The sequence below is a fragment of the Providencia sp. PROV119 genome (genome assembly GCF_028482435.1).
GTDB classification, from domain to species: Bacteria; Pseudomonadota; Gammaproteobacteria; order Enterobacterales; family Enterobacteriaceae; genus Providencia; species Providencia stuartii.
In genome coordinates this window covers 1-19,119 of record NZ_JAMPQL010000001.1, presented here as the reverse complement: position 1 = coordinate 19,119, position 19,119 = coordinate 1, and the positions used below count along the sequence as shown (strand labels likewise).

General features: G+C 40.5%; 15 protein-coding genes. 12 read left to right on the top strand and 3 right to left on the bottom strand.

What is annotated here, in order from left to right; genetic code table 11:
* Positions 1-683 precede the first annotated feature (683 nt).
* The 8 genes from proV to PSF11_RS00040 all read left to right on the top strand — a co-directional run bounded on the left by proV (position 684) and on the right by PSF11_RS00040 (position 10,146).
* The gene (proV, locus tag PSF11_RS00075; RefSeq protein WP_004917599.1) at positions 684-1,886 is read left to right on the top strand and encodes a glycine betaine/L-proline ABC transporter ATP-binding protein ProV; all 1,203 of its coding nucleotides are present in this window, start codon (positions 684-686) and stop codon (positions 1,884-1,886) included.
* Positions 1,876-3,054, top strand: coding sequence for a glycine betaine/L-proline ABC transporter permease ProW (gene proW, locus PSF11_RS00070; RefSeq protein WP_014657705.1), 1,179 nt, complete (start codon positions 1,876-1,878; stop codon positions 3,052-3,054). The genes proV and proW overlap by 11 nt, the downstream gene beginning before the upstream one ends.
* An 86-nt stretch (positions 3,055-3,140) precedes the next feature.
* Entirely contained in the window at positions 3,141-4,139 is a 999-nt protein-coding gene (gene proX / locus PSF11_RS00065; RefSeq protein ID WP_053110342.1) for a glycine betaine/L-proline ABC transporter substrate-binding protein ProX, read from the top strand.
* Between the two features lie 157 nt (positions 4,140-4,296).
* Complete coding sequence (locus PSF11_RS00060; protein ID WP_004917593.1) at positions 4,297-5,496, top strand: MFS transporter; 1,200 nt, start codon at positions 4,297-4,299, stop codon at positions 5,494-5,496.
* A 656-nt stretch (positions 5,497-6,152) separates the two neighbouring features.
* Complete coding sequence (gene mprA / locus PSF11_RS00055) at positions 6,153-6,677, top strand: transcriptional repressor MprA (protein ID WP_004917591.1); 525 nt, start codon at positions 6,153-6,155, stop codon at positions 6,675-6,677.
* Between the two features lie 218 nt (positions 6,678-6,895).
* The gene (emrA, locus tag PSF11_RS00050) at positions 6,896-8,077 is read left to right on the top strand and encodes a multidrug efflux MFS transporter periplasmic adaptor subunit EmrA (protein ID WP_004917588.1); all 1,182 of its coding nucleotides are present in this window, start codon (positions 6,896-6,898) and stop codon (positions 8,075-8,077) included.
* A 14-nt stretch (positions 8,078-8,091) separates the two neighbouring features.
* Positions 8,092-9,627, top strand: coding sequence for a multidrug efflux MFS transporter permease subunit EmrB (gene emrB, locus PSF11_RS00045; RefSeq protein ID WP_036943452.1), 1,536 nt, complete (start codon positions 8,092-8,094; stop codon positions 9,625-9,627).
* Positions 9,628-9,717: 90 nt separating this feature from the next.
* Positions 9,718-10,146: a hypothetical protein gene (locus tag PSF11_RS00040; RefSeq protein WP_072502897.1), complete on the top strand. Its 429-nt coding sequence runs from the start codon at positions 9,718-9,720 to the stop codon at positions 10,144-10,146.
* On the opposite strand, the gene PSF11_RS00035 is transcribed toward PSF11_RS00040, so the two are convergent.
* Positions 10,132-10,668, bottom strand: a complete 537-nt coding sequence (locus PSF11_RS00035; RefSeq protein WP_053110344.1) for a hypothetical protein — start codon at positions 10,666-10,668, stop codon at positions 10,132-10,134. The genes PSF11_RS00040 and PSF11_RS00035 overlap by 15 nt on opposite strands.
* 122 nt (positions 10,669-10,790) lie before the next feature.
* Entirely contained in the window at positions 10,791-11,834 is a 1,044-nt protein-coding gene (locus PSF11_RS00030; protein WP_072502896.1) for a tRNA/rRNA methyltransferase, read from the bottom strand.
* Positions 11,835-12,014: 180 nt separating this feature from the next.
* Here PSF11_RS00030 and PSF11_RS00025 point away from each other — a divergent pair, with 180 nt between their 5' ends.
* From PSF11_RS00025 to PSF11_RS00010, 4 genes are all read left to right on the top strand, one after another.
* Positions 12,015-12,728, top strand: coding sequence for a tRNA-uridine aminocarboxypropyltransferase (locus tag PSF11_RS00025; protein WP_014657699.1), 714 nt, complete (start codon positions 12,015-12,017; stop codon positions 12,726-12,728).
* Positions 12,729-12,933: 205 nt separating this feature from the next.
* Complete coding sequence (locus PSF11_RS00020; RefSeq protein ID WP_014657698.1) at positions 12,934-15,579, top strand: bifunctional acetate--CoA ligase family protein/GNAT family N-acetyltransferase; 2,646 nt, start codon at positions 12,934-12,936, stop codon at positions 15,577-15,579.
* A gap of 168 nt (positions 15,580-15,747) precedes the next feature.
* Complete coding sequence (gene pssA, locus PSF11_RS00015; protein WP_004917572.1) at positions 15,748-17,103, top strand: CDP-diacylglycerol--serine O-phosphatidyltransferase; 1,356 nt, start codon at positions 15,748-15,750, stop codon at positions 17,101-17,103.
* Between the two features lie 73 nt (positions 17,104-17,176).
* Positions 17,177-17,524: a YfiM family lipoprotein gene (locus PSF11_RS00010; RefSeq protein ID WP_060560644.1), complete on the top strand. Its 348-nt coding sequence runs from the start codon at positions 17,177-17,179 to the stop codon at positions 17,522-17,524.
* 34 nt (positions 17,525-17,558) lie between these two features.
* On the opposite strand, the gene PSF11_RS00005 is transcribed toward PSF11_RS00010, so the two are convergent.
* Positions 17,559-18,695, bottom strand: a complete 1,137-nt coding sequence (locus PSF11_RS00005; RefSeq protein ID WP_231133727.1) for an immunity 26/phosphotriesterase HocA family protein — start codon at positions 18,693-18,695, stop codon at positions 17,559-17,561.
* Positions 18,696-19,119: the final 424 nt, after the last annotated feature.

The following is a 19,119-nucleotide window of genomic DNA, read 5'->3' as shown; positions in this document are numbered from 1 at the left end:
AGCATATCCCGCTGAATAATAATAACTTTATTTTGCGGGATATCTTTTAGTATAAAAAACCATCATGATAACTCGAAATTTACATGTTTTACTGTTAAATAATTCATTTTTAATATGCATATCAGGCAATAATTTTTAAGAATAAGTATTTTCGATTAAAAATTAATTAATATAACTAATCAATAAGGCCTTATATTGAAATTATTTTCAATTTTATTTGCTAATTGACCTAACCGTTATAATCTCTATTCTTTTTAATTTGTTATGGTTAGTTTTCAAATGCACAATAGTAAAATAAATGTATATACAACAAAACGTTAACCTATTTATTTTGAAAATAAATCACCTTAATGTTGAATCCCATAAAAACAACACTTTCCTAATTTGTATTCTATTTTTACTCGCTATTTTTTTGATTAATACTCCTTAACCAAGGGTTGTCAGCTCAATTTATTATGCTAGGTTATATTACTTGTTTATTTTTCTAATAATTTTAAGTGGAGCCGTTGAATTCAAATCATAATTATTAAATTCACCTTAAGCGAAATAGGAATATCTACCCTAAATATTTTCAACCAATAGTCTAAAGCTGATAATCGAGTTTTGGCCAATTGATAAAAAGACCAGTTTCATTCGATAAGTGCTTTGAACAATTTATTAATTGAAAAATGGGTAATTACTGTATGCCAATAAAATTAGAAGTTAAAAATTTATATAAAATTTTTGGGGAACACCCTGATCAAGCCTTCAAACTTTTAGAATCAGGAATGAGCAAAGATGATATCTTTGAAAAAACAGGCCAAACGGTTGGTGTTCAAGATGCAAATTTAGCCATTAATGAGGGTGAAATCTTTGTTGTGATGGGGCTTTCGGGATCTGGGAAATCAACATTGGTACGGCTTCTCAATCGCCTAATTGAACCCACCAGCGGACAAGTGCTGATTGATGGTGAAGATATCTCGAATATTTCAGAAAAAGCGCTACGTCAGGTCAGACGCACAAAAATCAGTATGGTGTTCCAATCCTTTGCGCTCATGCCACATATGAATGTTCTCGATAACACCGCTTTTGGTATGGAACTCTCGGGGATCTCAAAAGAGCAACGTCATCAAAAAGCAATGGATGCCCTTCGACAAGTTAACCTTGAAAAATGGGCTTACTCTTATCCTGATGAATTATCCGGCGGTATGAGGCAGCGTATTGGTCTTGCACGAGCCTTGGCAAATGATCCCGATATCTTGTTAATGGATGAAGCCTTTTCTGCGTTAGATCCCTTGATCCGAACCGAAATGCAAGATGAGTTGCTCTCTCTTCAAGGTGATAAACAACGCACCATTGTGTTTATCTCCCACGACCTTGATGAAGCCATGCGCATAGGAGACCGAATTGCCATCATGCAAGGTGGTGTCGTTGTGCAAATAGGCACTCCCGATGAGATACTCAATAATCCCGCGAATGATTACGTCAAAACCTTCTTCCGTGGTGTTGATATTAGTCAGGTCTTTAGTGCCAAAGATATTGCGCGACGAAGAGCCGATGCCTTATTGCATATTGCGCCTGGTTTTGGCCCACGTTCCGCATTGAAAGTGCTTAATGATGATGACCGATACTATGGTTATCTCATCTCTCGAGGACACACATTTGCAGGTGTCGTATCTGTTGAATCACTCGAAAAAGCGCTACAAAACAACCAAGGCATTGAATCAGCGGTGATTTCTAGCATAGAACCAATTCAGGGAGAAACCCCACTCAATGAGGTCATCTCAACCGTTGCACAAGCTCCCTGCGCCGTTCCCGTTATTAATGAAAAAAATCGCTATCTTGGTGTGATATCGAAGGGAATGCTACTACAGGCGCTGGATAAGGAGACTTCTAATGAGCAATAACACGAATGAGCGTAAAGCTGACTATCAGGATCCGTGGGCAGAAACCCAAGCAGATGAGACATCGCAACAAAATAATGCGACGGATACCACTTCAGGCAGCGACCCTTGGTCAACAAGTTCCGAAAGCCAAACATCAACAGAGAGTGATCCGTGGGGAAGTACAGCAGATACTTCAACACCGTCAGATACAGGCGGAAGCGATTGGCTGGATGCGGCTCCCACTGAGGGAATAAATACAGAACATTTTGATATTATGGATCCTTTTCAACATACTCTGATCCCACTTGACTCTTGGGTCACTCAGGCTATTGATTGGATCGTGTTGCATTTCCGTCCTGTTTTTCAGGGGATCCGTATTCCTATTGATTTTATCCTTAGCGGCTTTGAGCAGCTTTTAACCTCACTACCGTCACCGATTGCGATTATTTTATTTGCGTTGATAGCATGGCAACTGGCAGGCCGTGTCATGGGCATTGCAACATTTGTGTCGATGATTGTGATTGGTGCTATCGGGGCTTGGTCAGAAGCGATGGTAACACTCTCCCTGGTGCTAACCTCGTTACTCTTTTGCTTAATTATTGGCTTACCACTCGGCATATGGCTAGCCCGTAGTGATAAAGCCGCCAGCATTGTTAGGCCGATCCTTGATGCGATGCAAACAACACCAGCATTCGTGTATTTAGTACCGATTGTTATGCTTTTTGGTATTGGTAATGTGCCCGGTGTTGTCGTCACCATCATCTTTGCGCTACCACCTATTATCCGTTTGACTATTTTAGGTATCAAACAAGTTCCCGCAGACTTGATTGAAGCAGCAGAATCCTTCGGCGCCAGCCCTCGTCAGCTACTCTTTAAAGTCCAACTGCCTTTGGCGATGCCAACCATTATGGCTGGTGTTAACCAAACCTTGATGTTAGCACTTTCCATGGTCGTTATCGCCTCCATGATTGCCGTCGGTGGCTTAGGTCAAATGGTATTACGTGGTATCGGTCGTCTCGATATGGGACTCGCGTCCGTTGGTGGTGTGGGCATTGTTATCCTCGCGATTGTGCTTGACCGATTAACGCAGTCACTTGGCAAAAATTCGCGTAGTAAAGCCTCAACTCGCTGGTATCAACAAGGCCCCATCGGCCTTATCACGCGCCCATTTAGCCGAAAATCACATTAAGTTTTTGCTCTTCTATTCACGATAGAGCCGACAATCGGCTCTTCGCTTGCCAAGGCAAGCCAAAACGACAAACAGAGGTATCAATAATGAAAAAACCAATGATATTGGCAACTGCCCTGACAGCCTTACTTGCCGTTCCATTTGCTCATGCAGAAGATCTTCCCGGTAAAGGGGTAAAAATCACCCCGGTACAAAGTACCATCAGCGAAGAAACGTTCCAAACGCTGTTAGTGGCAAAAGCCCTTGAGAAACTCGGTTATGAAGTCGAGCCGATTAAAGAGGTCGACTACAATGTGGCTTATGCTTCCATTGCCAATGGGGATGCAACCTATTTGGCGGTAAGCTGGGTGCCATTACATGATGCACAATATAACGCGGCAGGGGGGGATAAGGTCTTTTACCGCCAAGGTGATTATGTCGTGAATGCGGCACAAGGTTATCTCATCGATAAGAAAACCGCCGAAAAATACAAAATCACCAATATTGATCAGTTAAAAGATCCAAAAATAGCCAAATTATTCGATACCGATGGTAATGGTAAAGCAGACCTAACGGGTTGTAACCCAGGCTGGGGCTGTGAAGCGGCGATTAACAACCATCTAAAAGCTTATGGTTTAGAAAAAACCGTTGAGCACAATCAAGGCAACTACGCCGCTATGATGGCAGACACCATCACTCGTTACAAAGAAGGTAAACCTATCCTGTACTACACATGGACGCCTTACTGGATCAGTGATGTGCTCAAACCAGGTCGTGATGTGGTTTGGTTAGAAGTACCGTTCTCATCAATGCCAAATGGTGACAAAACCGACACCGCATTACCGAACGGTAAAAATTACGGCTTCCCACCAAACACAATGCATATCGTCGCCAATAAAAAATGGGCCGAAAAGAACCCTGCGGCAGCTAAGTTATTCGAGATCATGAAACTCCCTATTGCAGATATCAACGCACAAAACTTGAGAATGCATAATGGAGAAGCTTCGCAATCGGATATTCGCCGTCACACCGATGCGTGGATCAAAGCCCACCAATCCACTTTTGATGGTTGGGTAGAGCAAGCACGCAAAGCTGCTGAAAAATAATATCTGCCAGTGATGAGTCTTCTAAGCCGCCTTTTTAGGTGGCTTTTTTGCACGCTTCCCAACTTATAGAATTATTTTATTAATAGATAAAATGTTCCCATTCATAACTCAAAATTGTTTTATAGTAGAGGCCTTATGAATGATGAGTAGATATTGAATGAATAAGGCACCACAAGCAGAACTCACTCCGGGTTTAGTCATATTAATGGCCATCGCAACAGGCCTCGTCGTTGCTAGTAACTACTACGCGCAACCCCTTCTAGACACTATCGCCACTCAATTTAACCTGACCACAAATATGGCGGGATTTATTGTGACTGTCGCCCAATTAGGCTATGCAGTAGGTCTACTTTTTTTAGTTCCCCTAGGTGATATCTTTGAGCGTAAAGGCCTGATATTAACAATGACATCCTTGTCAGCTATCGGCTTACTTATCACCGCGCTCTCAAATAATATCTGGCAAATTCTTGTTGGAACGGCACTCACAGGGCTATTTTCAGTTGTTGCTCAAGTGCTCATCCCAATGGCAGCCTCGCTGGCAAAACCTCATCAAAGGGGAAAATCTGTCGGTATCATCATGAGTGGATTGCTATTAGGGATCTTACTTGCTAGAACAATTTCCGGCGCCGTCGCTATGGTAGGAGGATGGCGAACCATTTATTGGGTCGCTTTTGCCCTACTTATTATCTTAATTATTGTGCTTGCGATTAAACTGCCTCGTTATCATCAAAAAGCAAACCTAAATTACTTCCAGTTGCTGTTTTCAATAGGTCGACTCTTTTTTGGAACCCCTGTGTTGGCCGTTCGTGCGCTATTGGGCGCCCTATCCTTCGCCAATTTCGCATTACTTTGGACTGCCATGGCTTTTCTACTTGCCAGCCCACCTTTTAGTTTTTCAGAAGGAACTATCGGCCTTTTTGGCTTAGTTGGTGCTGCCGGAGCATTCATGGCTTCCCAAGCCGGTCATCTCGTCGATAAAGGTAAAGGAAAACGAGTGACAACCATCGGCTTAATTTTATTGCTTCTGTCATGGATCCCAATTGGATTTGCAAAGGATTCACTGATTGCTTTTATTATTGGCGTCTTAATACTTGACCTGGCTATTCAAGCTGTCCATGTCACTAACCAAAGTACTCTATACCGTATTTTACCTGATGCGCGTAATCGTATTACCGCAGGCTATATGACGAGCTATTTTATTGGTGGTGCACTTGGCTCTTTATTATCTGGCTATGCTTACGAAAAAGCAGGTTGGGAAGGCGTTGCTATCGCTGGCGGCATATTATGTGTGATCAGTTTGATTATTTGGGCAATAGGTATTCGCTTTGACCCCACCATATACCCATCCGATGAATAAAATATACTCGCAAGGAGTGTCTTTTTTTAGGCACTCTTTATAAACCCTGCCATAAATCTATCAGAAAATATAATACATCGGTAAAAATACTTAATTTATACTTAATATCTCATTCTCCGCTTCCTCTCTTTATAATCACAAATTTTTGCCAATGATTTTATTTTGCAATAATTACATAGGCAAAAATCATCAAATGACACAGTTAAACAAAAAATATACCTTTCTATAAAGTTATAATGTAATTTATATAAATTACTATTTCTTGTAGTTATTGTAATCAATATGTTAGTTGTCACCTAACAATACTAAGTAACAGAGGAAAGGTTTACAAATGTCATGAAATCATGACAGTAAGGAGAGTGCATCAGTATAATTACGTGATTTTATTTTGTTTTACTCGGTTATTATCATGATGAAAAATAAAGCAAAATGATGATTTTATTATACGTAAATAATTTAAAAGGCAGAAGAGTATAATTAAGCTATACTAAATTTAGCAAATTACATTCATAAAATTTATGAATTATGTATCATTATCAAAATAAATTTGATGGTATCAATTAACTACAATTGCTAATTTTAGCTTTTGATATACCATTTAGATGGTTGATGACAGTTGTAATCTTACCAACTGAAACTAATAAGGTATCTAAATAATGGAAAGTTCATTTACTCCGACTGAAGAGTTACTTAATGCTCGCGTCGCACAGCAAAGTTCACACAGCAATCCCATTCCCTATCAGGAGATCCTCCTAACACGCCTTTGTATGCATGTTCATGGCAAGCTCCTTGAGTCTCGTAATAATATGCTCAAAGCTCAAGGGATTAATGAAACACTGTTTATGGCGTTAATGATCCTAGATACAAAAGATTCCCGCAGTATTCAACCTTCTGAGCTAAGCGCTGCTTTGGGATCCTCACGCACTAATGCAACCCGTATTGCCGATGAACTGGAAAAAAATGGTTGGATTGAACGTAAAGAAAGTCACAATGACCGTCGTTGTTTGCATCTTCACCTAACTGAAAAAGGCTCTGAATTTTTAGCAGGGTTATTGCCTCCTCAGCATGCAGCCTTAAAAGATATCTGGTCAGTATTAGATGCTGAAGAACAACAACAACTGAATAAGTTGATGCGTAAGTTGCTAATAAAGCTAGATACTGTTAAAGATTATAGTAAATAATTAACCATTGTATTTTTGTGGGTAATGTATTTGAGGCATTTATAAGCAAAAAGGCGAAAAAAGACTTTTCTGTCTGAAAGATTTCGTTATCCTTTCTAACTTGTGCTTACGATATCCCATCAAGCAAATATTTCAATTGTTGTCTTAGTTTCCAGTGGTTAATGTTAACTGCTGGGAACATTCGTGATCTAAAATGCCGATGAGCGGAGAAACACCCAATGAGTGCCCATGAGGAAATGCAACCAACCCAAAATCCACAACCAAATAAAAAAAGAAAACGCAGAAATGCTTTAATGTTTCTCACATTCCTTTTTATTGCTATTGGCGTTGGCTGGGCAATATACTGGTTCCTTGTTTTACGCCATTATGAAACGACTGATAACGCTTACGTTGCGGGTAACCAAGTTCAAATTCAATCTCAAATTTCTGGCAGTGTTATGACGGTGAATGTCGATAACACCGATTTCGTCAAAAGCGGTACAGTATTAGTAGAGCTTGACCCTCGAGATGCTCAACTTGCATTAGAAAAAGCCAAAACCACTTTAGCAAACAGCGTTCGTCAAACCCACCAGCAGATAGTGAATAGCCGCCAATATCAAGCGAATATTGATATGAAGCGCTCTGAGCTAATTAGTCTACAAAACGATTTAAAACGCCGTGAAGTCCTTGGCAGCAGTAACCTAATCGGGAAAGAAGAACTGCAACACGCTCGCGAAGCCGTTGTCAGCGCTAAAGCAGCGCTCGAAGTGGCTATTGAGCAACTCAATGCAAACAAAGCGATCATTCTAGATACTCCACTCGAAAAACAGCCGGCTGTCGAAGCTGCCGCAACAGAAGTTAGGAACACATGGTTAGCATTGCAGAGAACTAAAATTGTCAGCCCTGTGGATGGTTATGTCTCACGCCGTAGCGTACAAGTCGGCTCACAAATTACGACTTCAACACCGTTGATGGCTATCGTTCCTTCTGAAGGTATGTGGATTGATGCCAATTTCAAAGAAACCCAACTTGCCGATATGCGCATTGGACAGCCCGTTAAAGTAACGACTGATTTTTATGGTAAAAATATTGTCTTCAATGGCACCGTAGCAGGGTTAGATATGGGAACAGGTAGCGCATTTTCATTACTGCCTGCTCAAAACGCTACAGGGAATTGGATCAAAGTAGTTCAACGCTTACCCGTCCGTATCGTATTAGACCCGGCCCAATTGGAGCAATATCCATTACGTATTGGCTTATCGACAGAAGTGACGGTAGACACGCTTAATAAAGATGGCAAAGTGCTATCAAAAGGTATGCGTGAAGCGCCTGCATATCACACCTCTGCACTTGCCATAGATATGTCTCCTGCAGACAAAATAGTTACTGAGATTATTAACAATAACTCAGGCAACAAATAATCCGAGGTGTAATTGTGACAAATACACCGTTAACAGGATCAAAACTCGCGTGGATGACCATTGCTCTGTCATTGGCCACATTTATGCAAGTACTTGATTCAACAATTGCTAACGTTGCCATTCCAACGATTGCAGGTAATCTTGGCGCCTCTAACTCGCAGGGAACGTGGGTAATTACCTCTTTTGGTGTGGCAAATGCGATTTCAATTCCTATTACTGGATGGTTAGCCCGCAGGATTGGTGAAGTTAGGCTATTTTTATGGTCGACAGGCCTATTTGCACTAACTTCATGGTTATGTGGTATCTCTGGCAGCCTTGAAATGCTGATTTTATTCCGTGTGTTACAAGGGCTGGTTGCAGGGCCATTAATTCCCCTATCCCAAAGTTTATTGCTCAATAACTACCCCCCTGCCAAACGGAATATGGCCTTGGCGCTTTGGTCAATGACCATCGTTATCGCGCCAATTTGTGGGCCAATATTGGGTGGCTACATCAGTGATAATTATCATTGGGGTTGGATATTCTTTATCAACGTTCCATTTAGTATCGCAATTATCTTTGCCATTATGCAGACACTAAAAGGGCGTGAAACCAAAATTTCTATTCAACCCATTGATACTATCGGGCTAGTACTGCTAGTTATCGGTATTGGTGCCCTGCAAATCATGCTAGACCAAGGGAAAGAGCTAGATTGGTTTAATTCCACTGAAATTATTGTGCTGACCGTCATTGCTGTTGTTGCGATATCGTTCTTAATTGTTTGGGAACTCACTGACGATCACCCTGTCATTGATCTTTCGTTATTTAAGGAGCGCAACTTCACCATCGGTTGTTTATCGCTTAGTCTTGCATATATGCTCTACTTCGGAACAATCGTACTACTTCCCCAACTCCTACAGGAAGTTTATGGTTATACAGCAACCTGGGCGGGTCTTGCTTCCGCCCCAGTAGGCTTATTGCCCTTGTTGATCACACCAATTATTGGACGTTTCGGTAATCGCATTGATATGCGTTATATCGTAACCTTTAGCTTTATTGTTTATGCTGTTTGTTACTATTGGCGTGCTTATACATTTGAGCCGGATATGGGATTTGCCGCCGCAGCATGGCCACAATTTGTGCAGGGGCTAGCGATTGCCTGTTTCTTTATGCCATTGACGACCATTACTTTATCAGGGCTTCCTCCTGAAAAAATGGCCTCAGCATCAAGTTTATCTAACTTCACACGGACATTAGCGGGTGCGATTGGTACATCCATTACAACCACAATGTGGACACAACGCGAAGCGATGCACCATGAGAATCTGACGGAGTTTATTAACCCGTACAATCCAAATTCTCAACATATGTACAGTGAATTAGCCCAAATTGGTATGAATGAGCAGCAAAGTGCCGCCTATTTAGCGAAAACAATTACCGACCAAGGGCTGATCTTATCTGCAAATGAAATTTTCTGGTTATCTGCAGGGATCTTTATTTTGCTCATGGTCATTGTTTGGTTCGCCAAACCACCTTTTGGCGCAGGCTCTAAAGGTGGCGGAGCACACTAAACTCTAATTAATAAGGTCTCATAGATTCAATATGAGACCTTATTTTATTCACCAACATGACAGTATTTATACACTATAACGAGGAAAAAAATGTTGAAATCATGGATTGAAAATAGCGAGTTACTTGCCCTAATTAACTCAATCAGCGAAGGAGAAGCAGAGCAATATCGCCGTAAACTTATTACCTATGTTAATCGCTATCAAGAAGAACATTCCTTTGATATTCTTGAAGATGTTTTCACTTATATGCAGCTAAAACTTGAAGAAGATGATCTCGATTTTACTACTTTACCCCAACAAATTAGCGACGCCATTCAGGTAGGCTACTATGAATATTGTCTAAGTTTAAATGAGATTTCAGCTGCTTATAAAATTATCAGCAAGCCCACGCCTCTCATGCGTTTAGATATCAAATCTTTTATCAATCATATATTGGAAGCATTTTCCTGCAATTACCCTAAAGAAGAGTTTTTAGACCATGAACTAAATTATCTCACTGAATTATTAAGCGAGTTCTAAATTCACAATTTCATGCTCTATACCTTGCGTATCAATCACAGAAAGTGCAAAGGCATCAAAACCGTCACATTTGACTTGCTCCCATGGCATACTCAGCCCATTCAATAGCATAACATTTCCCATCGCATCAAACTCATAGCTCTCTTTTTCATCTTCATAATCAATATTATAAAAAAAGGAGAGCTTCAAAATCGCTGGGGGAAAGTCATATTTTATTGGTGATAACTGCTCAAGAGGCTCATCATAAGGTTGATCACAAAACATCGCATCATACCCATGAATTGTGCCATCAAACAGCAAGAATGTTTGACCTGATACAGAGTGTTTAGCAATTATTATTAGGGGATGACTATCAGTTTCCATGATATAAGGGTGTGTTTCCCCATCGACAGAAATCACCTCACCCGTGAACCAAATTTCAAACGTATCCTCTGTCGATTGTGAGCCAAAATAAACCTCGGTCAATTCTCCGTTACCCTGTATTGAGGGGAAATCATGGGTTAAGTACGACGGAATTTTCATTCCTATCTCTCCATCAAATAATGTTGTACGCACATTGCTTAGAGCCTAATAATAAAAAAACTGCATATTAATTGGCGATAATTTCACCTTTCATATGCAGTTTTATTTATTAATTAAAATAACTAGTTAGCTTTATTCTGTTGCCACCATTGTGCCAACATAATCCCCGTCGCAACGGAAACATTGAGGCTCTCAACTTTACCTGTACCACCAATATACAGGCTCATATCCCCCTCGTTCCATACGCTGTCGCTCAAGCCATCACGCTCTTGGCCTAAGACTAACACCATTTTTGCTGGCAACTTAGCCTTCGCAATATCTTGGCTACCTTTATGGCTTGATGTCGTTACAATCGTATAACCAGCTTGGCGGAATTGGCTTAACGTGTTACTCAGACCATCAGCATCAATCGCTTTGATATGTTCAGCGCCACCTTCAGCCGTTCGAATCGCAGCACCAGACTCCACAACGCCCGCATCTTGTAAAATCACACCTTGCACGCCAAAGTGCGCACAACTACGCATGATGCCACCTAAGTTATGTGGATTACCGACATCTTCTAACGCCAAAACACAATCTTTTGCGGGTGCTTGTTGCAGATAAGTTTCCACACTCATACCACCGCGTTTTTTAATCAGAAAACAGACGCCGCCGTGGTGCTCTGTTCCAGATGCTTTCGTTAATTCTTCATCATCAACCACATGGTATGCTTTACGGTTAGCAGCCATCCACTTTAGCGCATCACGAAAACGAGGTGTGACTGATTGTAGGAACCATGCACGAACAATCGCTTCTGGGCGATTTTTAAACATCGCCTGACACGCATTTTCACCATAAATACGCGTTTCTTCTAAACGCTGTTTACGCAATTGCTCAGGGTCAATCTGGCTTTTACCGGCAATCCCACCATGATCATGGATTAACTCATCACTATTTGGCTTCGATACGGTGCGCCAAGCGGAGTGCTCACGAGGTGGTTGGCTTTTTCTATCATCAAAACGACCTGAACGCTCATTGCGACGTCCGCCGCCACCTCTTCTATCATTCGTGCGCTTATTATCTTGTTGACGCTTGCCTTTGCTATGACCATCATCTTGGCCTTCGCTACGGACATACATCACTTTTACTTTACCATTCTTACCATTAAAATCATTCGAGTCGTTCATTGCTATCCCCTACAAAGCTATGGCGCGAAGGTTACATGATGTTGCCGAGCTACGCCACTGATTCACGCTATTATTGCATCTAAAAGATGCCGAATATACTTCTATCGTCATTTAACGGATTTACGTACAATACGCGCTTTGTTTTATCAAAACCGTACAATATCAAAAGCTGCACCCAACATGACTAAAAATGCCGTTTATACATTACGCCAAGAACGCCTGACCGCCTCAACGAAACCCTTTAAAGCACGAGGGTGTCGCGTTAAACGCTGTCATTATTGCCTACTTCCCGTTCCACAATGCCTGTGCCAAGAAATTGTCCCAGTCCACGCTAAGAGCCAATTCTGTTTAATCATGTATGAGGGAGAGGTCTTTAAACCAAGTAATACAGGAAAACTGATCGCAGATATTTTACCGAATACGCTGGCTTTCCAGTGGTCAAGAACCGATCCAGACCCACAACTCCTTGCTGCGATTCAAGACCCAACACGGCAGCCTTATATTATTTTCCCTGAAAGTTATGCTCAAAGTGGAAGAACGGTAGTCAACCAGCCAACCGTTTCAGATAAACCTGCATTATTTATTTTATTAGACGGTACATGGCCAGAAGCACGCAAAATGTTCCGTAAAAGCCCTTATCTTGACCAGATCCCTGTATTATCAATCAATACAAAAGCACGAACAGATTATTTATTGCGTACCCCTTCAAAAGAGGATCAACACTGCACAGCAGAAGTTGCAGCAACACTCCTTGAGCTAGCAGGAGATACTTCCGCTTCTAAACAGCTCTTCAACCATTTTAACCTATTTAGAGACAAATACTTGGAAGGCAAGCCGCATCATCCACTCGCACAAATGCGCCAAGCAGAAAAGCAGCTAACTCAAAGTGAGTAGAAAAAATAAGCGATTGTTTATCTACAAAGATGAACGTCATGCAACTTTAGGATAGTTAGCAGTTTAAAACGTGAACATCATTAGATAATTCCATTAAATAAACAGGATAAACTAGCACTAATTATCAGATACGGCATAGTATTACTTGGCTTCTCAATATTCTTTGAACGGTGTTTTCGCTCACTAAAGCAAAAGGTTATCTGCCATGGGTTTACTGAGTCAGTTAGAATCGTTATTTAGACCAAAATCGATCGCTGTGATTGGTGCTTCTGAAAATCCGAATCGTGCAGGTTCGGTAATGATGAAAAACTTATTAACTAATGGTTTTAAGGGGCCTATTCTCCCTGTCAACCCTAACCGAAGCTCTATTCTTGGCGTGCTAGCTTACCCATCCATCGATAAATTGCCTTTAAAACCAGATCTTGCGGTCATCTGTACTCACCATTCGAAAAACCCTGAATGTTTAAAACAGCTCGGTGAATATGGCTGTAATGTGGTTATTATTTTATCATCTCCTTCAATTCAATTCGCTGAACTCAAGAAAATCGCCCAGCAATATCAAATAAGGCTACTCGGTCCAAATAGCCTCGGTATACTGGCTCCATGGCAAGGGCTTAATGCGAGTTTTTCACCGATCCCAATCCTAAAAGGGAAATTAGCCTTTATCTCTCAATCCGCTGCCGTTTCTAATACCGTACTGGATTGGGCGCGTCACCGAGATATTGGCTTTTCTTACTTTATCGCCTTGGGTGATAGCATTGATATCGATATTGATGATTTACTGGATTATCTGGCTCGCGACAGTAAAACGAGTGCTATTTTGCTCTATCTTGAAAATATTAGCGATGCACGTCGTTTTCTTTCCGCCTCACGTAGCGCATCACGGAATAAGCCAATTCTAGTAATAAAAAGCGGTCGTACCCGAAAAGCTCAACAACTACTCGGTGAAAAACCAAGTCTTGATGCGGCATACGATGCTGCCATCCAGCGTGCAGGGCTGCTTCGAGTACAAGATACTCATGAAATGTTTTCTGCGGTTGAAACCCTAAGCTATATGACGCCTCTACGAGGGGAGCGCCTATCTATCATTAGTAATGGCGCCGCCCCTGCGGCGATGGCTTTAGATGAGCTACTGCAACGAAACGGTAAGCTCGCTACCTTAAGTCAAGAAACAGAAAATGAACTTAGTTCACTCCTTCCCCTTGACCTCTCAACCCAAAATCCTATCGACCTAGGTGATGATGCCACCGTTGATCGCTATATTAACGTATTGAACAAAATGCTCGATAGCCATGACCATGATGCACTGTTATTGATCTATACACCTAGTGCCATAACAGAAAGCAAGACAATGGCAGAAAAAGTCATCAAAACCATTAAGCAGCATCCAAGAGGTAAGTGGTTAACCATACTAACTAACTGGTGTGGCGAATACTCATCACAAACCTCACGTCGGCTCTTTAGTGAAGCAGGGATACCAACATATCGTACACCTGAAGGCGCGATAACCGCATACATGCATATGGTCGAGTACCGACGCAACCAAAAACAGTTAAAAGAAACGCCAGCGCTCCCAATTGGTATCACAGCCAACACTCAGCAAGCACATGAATATATTCAACAGGCTCTACAAAATAACAACTTACACTTAGACACACATGAAGTTCAGCCTATTTTACAGGCTTATGGTTTAAACAGCCTACCAACTTGGATAGCTCATTCTAGTGATGAGGCAATTGAAATTGCAGAGAAAATTGGCTACCCCGTCGCATTAAAGTTACGTTCACCAGATATTGTGCATAAATCAGAAGTACAAGGGGTAATGCTCTACTTACGTAATGCTAAAGAAGTGGGAGATGCTGCTAAAGCCATTATGGAGCGTGTATCCACCAATTTCCCCAATGCACGTATCGAAGGTTTACTGGTGCAAAGTATGGCGAACCGTGCTGGCGCCCAAGAGTTGCGTATTGCCGTTGAACTTGATCCCGTCTTCGGCCCATTAATTATGCTAGGGGAAGGCGGTATTGAATGGCAACAAGAGAGCCAAGCTGCGGTCGCTTTACCACCATTGAATTTGGCCCTAGCGCGATACCTAGTTATTCAAGCCATTAAAGGCTATAAAATCAAAGCGCGCAGTGCACTGGCACCACTCAATATCCCAGGGCTGGCGAGTTTGCTGGTGAGGGTTTCAAACCTAATTATTGATTGCCCAAATATTGCACGACTAGATATTCATCCGTTACTCGCCTCTGGAGATGAATTCACTTTACTTGATGTCTCAATGACATTAATTCCAGAGCAAGAGAACCAAAAATCAAGGTTAGCGATCCGCCCTTATCCAAGCGAACTAGAAGAAACTATCTCACTCAAAGATGATCTCACTTGTTTGCTAAGACCAATATTGCCGGAAGATGAACCACTATTAAAATCATTTATTGAGCAAGTGACTAAAGAGGATCTTTATTATCGTTATTTTAGTGAAATCAGTGAGTTTACGCATGATGATCTCGCCAATATGACGCAAATTGATTATGACCGCGAAATGGCATTCGTGGCTGTTAGGGATCCTGATTCAAACCCTGAAATTATAGGGGTGACTCGCGCAATGGCAGATCCTGATAACCAAGAGGCAGAATTTGCGGTTCTCGTCAGATCGGATATGAAAGGGCTAACTCTTGGCTATCAATTAATGACTAAATTACTGAGCTATACCCGTTCACATGGTATAAAAAAATTGACAGCAATCACGATGCCCGAAAACCGTAATATGATCAGCCTAGCGAAAAAGTTAGGTTTCGAGATTGACGTTCAATTTGAAGATGGGGTTGTAAACTTAACATTACATTTATAACCCGATAGCCTAAATAAACCTGTACAACAATTAAACAGGTTTTTAATTTATTCTAAATGGTTTGGCTAAGTATGCTATCATCGACAGATCATTCGCTTACCAATACCTGAGAGTATATTTATACAAGCGATTTGCTATTAGACTAATTAAGAGAAAATTTACACTGTGATGTTGTCAAAATTAAAACAAGCAAAACATCAACAATATTTAGCGAGTTTACCTAAACTGGCTCAGTCTATTGCTGATGTTAAAACGCTATATAAGACAGAAGATTTTCGTGATGCTCTACTTGAACAAATATCTATTGCTCAACATTGCATCTACATCACTGCGTTATATTTAGAGCAAGATGATGCAGGTAAAGATATTCTTCATGCACTGTATGCCGCTAAGCAAGCGAATCCATCATTAGAGATTAAAATACTTGTTGATTGGCACCGTGCGCAACGAGGAAGAATTGGTGCAGCCGCTAATTCAACGAATGCAGACTGGTACTATGATGTTTCGCAACAATACCCGGACATTGATATCCCTATTTATGGTATTCCTGTGAATACACGGGAAGCCTTAGGTGTCTTGCATCTAAAAGGTTTTATCTTTGATGATACTTTATTGTACAGTGGCGCTAGTATTAATGATGTCTATCTACAGCGCCATGAAAGATATCGCTACGACCGGTATCAGCTGATCAAAAATAAGGCATTAACGACATCAATGAAGACTTATATTGATGATGCCTTACTAAAATCGGATGCGATTCAGCTATTGAATAAGGCAAACAGACCCAAAACCGCCGAATTCAAAAATATCATCAAACAATTCCGTCTTTCACTTAGAGGAAGCTCATATCAATTTAAGGGTAATGCAACTAATGGTGAATTAGCCGTCACGCCTCTAGTTGGTTTAGGCAAAAAAAATGACCTAAACCGAACAATTACCCATCTAATGAGTTCAACACAAAATAAACTCACAATCTGTACCCCTTATTTCAATCTTCCAGCCGTATTAGTTAGGATTATTAGCCGACTATTACGTGAAGGTAAGCAGGTGGAAATTATTATTGGTGATAAAACTGCTAATGATTTCTATATTCCCCCTGAAGAGCCATTTAAAATTATTGGGGCTTTGCCGTACCTCTATGAGATTAATCTACGGCGGTTTGTTAGCCGCTTACAAAAATTTGTTGATAGTAAGCAATTAACAATTCGTCTGTGGAAAGATGGTGATAATACTTATCACTTAAAAGGGATGTGGGTTGATAGCCAATGGCAACTTATTACAGGCAATAATCTTAACCCACGAGCGTGGGGATTGGATCTTGAAAATGCGGTTTTAATTCACGACCCAAATCAAGAGATGCAAGAGCAGCGTCAGCATGAACTTGACTGTATTCGCACTCATACAAAAATTGTGAGTCATTATCGTGAATTAGATAGTATCCAAACCTATCCAATCAAAGTGAAAAAACTCATTCGCCGCTTAAGACGAATTAGAGTAGACCGCTTAATCAGTCGTATTTTGTAATTTATCCGTATCTTGTATCTATAAAAAGCGCCACGACAGTGGTGCTTTTTATATTAGACCCGTTGATAAACAAATGAATCTGCTAAAAACATTATTATCTTATTTACTTGTTGGCTTAATTTTTACGATAACAGGCTGTTCAGGGGCTCACTGGGCAAATGATAATTGGCAAGGTAAGGATAAGGCACAGCATTTTGCTTTTTCAGCCGCAATGGCGATGGCCGGCAATGCTTATGCTGATAGGCAAAATTGGCAACATCGAGATGCTGCGCAATTTGGCGTTTTATTTTCCATTACCCTAGGAGCGGCAAAAGAGCTGTATGACAGTCGACCTAATGGTACGGGATGGAGCTGGCATGACTTTGCTTATGATGTCGCTGGAGCCGTTGCTGGGTATAGTTTATATCAAAGTTTAAAATAAGAACCAGTAATGATTTAGCAAATTTATTTGCTCCCTACTTTTTATTCGCATATAGCGCGTATTCTTCACGAGTCATACCGCCGAATTGCCGATTAAAATCATCAAATGTTATATCTTCAGATATACCAAAATGAGCAAAAGCCAGTTTTTCCAACGGTGTTTTACGACTTTCTACTGTTTTTATTTCTGAAAAACTGACACCAAAATTAACACCATGTCTCAACAATTCCATATCTTGAATACCACTAGGTAGCATTGATGCGTGTTCATTTGGATGGCTTTTTATTCCAACTCCCCAACATAATCGAGTAAAAGAGTCATTAGATAGTGATCTTCCCGCTTGAATGGGAAAATCAATATCATCGGCAGTTAAAAGTTTATTTCCAATAATCTCGTATACACCTCTCATAACATGGTCATCCATCATGAAAAATGAATCCGATAAGCTGTGCTGTATAATTTCTTCAATAGGCATATTTTTTTCTTGGCTTTTGAACTGATACGTTCGAACAATTAAGGGAACCGTCATGAGATCATTCCAAATATGCTCTTGCTTCAGCACGCCTGCTTTTTTTATCTTAGTGATCTGACCTATAATCAGAGCAAATCCATAATATTCTAGGTCTATTTCATAACAAAAAATATCGCCATTCTTATATTTAACATTTTTTCGTGGGGCATTTTTCATACGTTCCACTTTAGAGAAATAACGTTCATCTCTTGAAGACACAAATGTGGCTAACCATTGGCGAAACGCATCAACAGTTCCAATTTGCTGAGGAAATGGAATAGGTAAACGAAGGCTATTTTGGCTATTCGTCACATTTAACGTCGCACCAATTCCTGAAGTGCTTAAAGTTAAACTAAAACGACAACCCGTACTTTTCATTCCATTAATCGATGTATAATTTAATTTTTTCTCTTTGCCTTTTGCTGTTCTAGTCAAAACAAACTCTCTATTTCTCGTTTTAATCAAATTATCTTCTTCAATATATAGGGTATTGATAAAACCCTCACCACTATGCTCATAGTTATAGATAATTTTACAGATAGCATCACCATCAAAATAAACAACCATCCCTTTTTTGATTTCAACTCTATCCCATTTAGCGGATATCAATTCCAAGCCAAAAAGCTCTCTTTCATCATTGGTGAGGATGATATTTTCCATGTATTGACTACCCATAACCTATACCTCTATAAATCTGAATATTTGAACTGTAAAAATACCTAAAATGTAGGTAATCAACATCATCCATTCCCTCTATCAATACCAGAAAGTTTTTTTATTTTTGCTAGTTATTTACCTATAAGTAGATAAAATTGATATCGAGTACTCTGTATGATAAAGCGATCTAAACCATTATGTTATTTAGATACAGATTGCCATCCATAAAAAATAAATACCAGTCATTCCATATAAAATGGTATCAAACATTAAAATAATGTCTAATGGTGAGTCATTCCTTTATCTCTACTCAATATATTTGCTACCAATATGCAGTTCGCTGGCACAGGATTGGCGAGAAAGAGCCATCAATGGGGTTAGTGGTGACAGTGGAGGTAAAAGGATTACAGTATGACTGTGCTCCAAA

Excerpts from the sequence above, each read along its gene's own strand:
- proV (WP_004917599.1), top strand. The coding sequence starts at position 684 with ATGCCAATAAAATTAGAAGTTAAAAATTTATATAAAATTTTTGGGGAA.
- proW (WP_014657705.1), top strand. The coding sequence starts at position 1,876 with ATGAGCAATAACACGAATGAGCGTAAAGCTGACTATCAGGATCCGTGG.
- proX (WP_053110342.1), top strand. The coding sequence starts at position 3,141 with ATGAAAAAACCAATGATATTGGCAACTGCCCTGACAGCCTTACTTGCC.
- PSF11_RS00060 (WP_004917593.1), top strand. The coding sequence starts at position 4,297 with ATGAATAAGGCACCACAAGCAGAACTCACTCCGGGTTTAGTCATATTA.
- mprA (WP_004917591.1), top strand. The coding sequence starts at position 6,153 with ATGGAAAGTTCATTTACTCCGACTGAAGAGTTACTTAATGCTCGCGTC.
- emrA (WP_004917588.1), top strand. The coding sequence starts at position 6,896 with ATGAGTGCCCATGAGGAAATGCAACCAACCCAAAATCCACAACCAAAT.
- PSF11_RS00040 (WP_072502897.1), top strand. The coding sequence starts at position 9,718 with ATGTTGAAATCATGGATTGAAAATAGCGAGTTACTTGCCCTAATTAAC.
- PSF11_RS00035 (WP_053110344.1), bottom strand. The coding sequence starts at position 10,668 with ATGAAAATTCCGTCGTACTTAACCCATGATTTCCCCTCAATACAGGGT.
- PSF11_RS00030 (WP_072502896.1), bottom strand. The coding sequence starts at position 11,834 with ATGAACGACTCGAATGATTTTAATGGTAAGAATGGTAAAGTAAAAGTG.
- PSF11_RS00025 (WP_014657699.1), top strand. The coding sequence starts at position 12,015 with ATGACTAAAAATGCCGTTTATACATTACGCCAAGAACGCCTGACCGCC.
- PSF11_RS00020 (WP_014657698.1), top strand. The coding sequence starts at position 12,934 with ATGGGTTTACTGAGTCAGTTAGAATCGTTATTTAGACCAAAATCGATC.
- pssA (WP_004917572.1), top strand. The coding sequence starts at position 15,748 with ATGTTGTCAAAATTAAAACAAGCAAAACATCAACAATATTTAGCGAGT.
- PSF11_RS00010 (WP_060560644.1), top strand. The coding sequence starts at position 17,177 with ATGAATCTGCTAAAAACATTATTATCTTATTTACTTGTTGGCTTAATT.
- PSF11_RS00005 (WP_231133727.1), bottom strand. The coding sequence starts at position 18,695 with ATGGAAAATATCATCCTCACCAATGATGAAAGAGAGCTTTTTGGCTTG.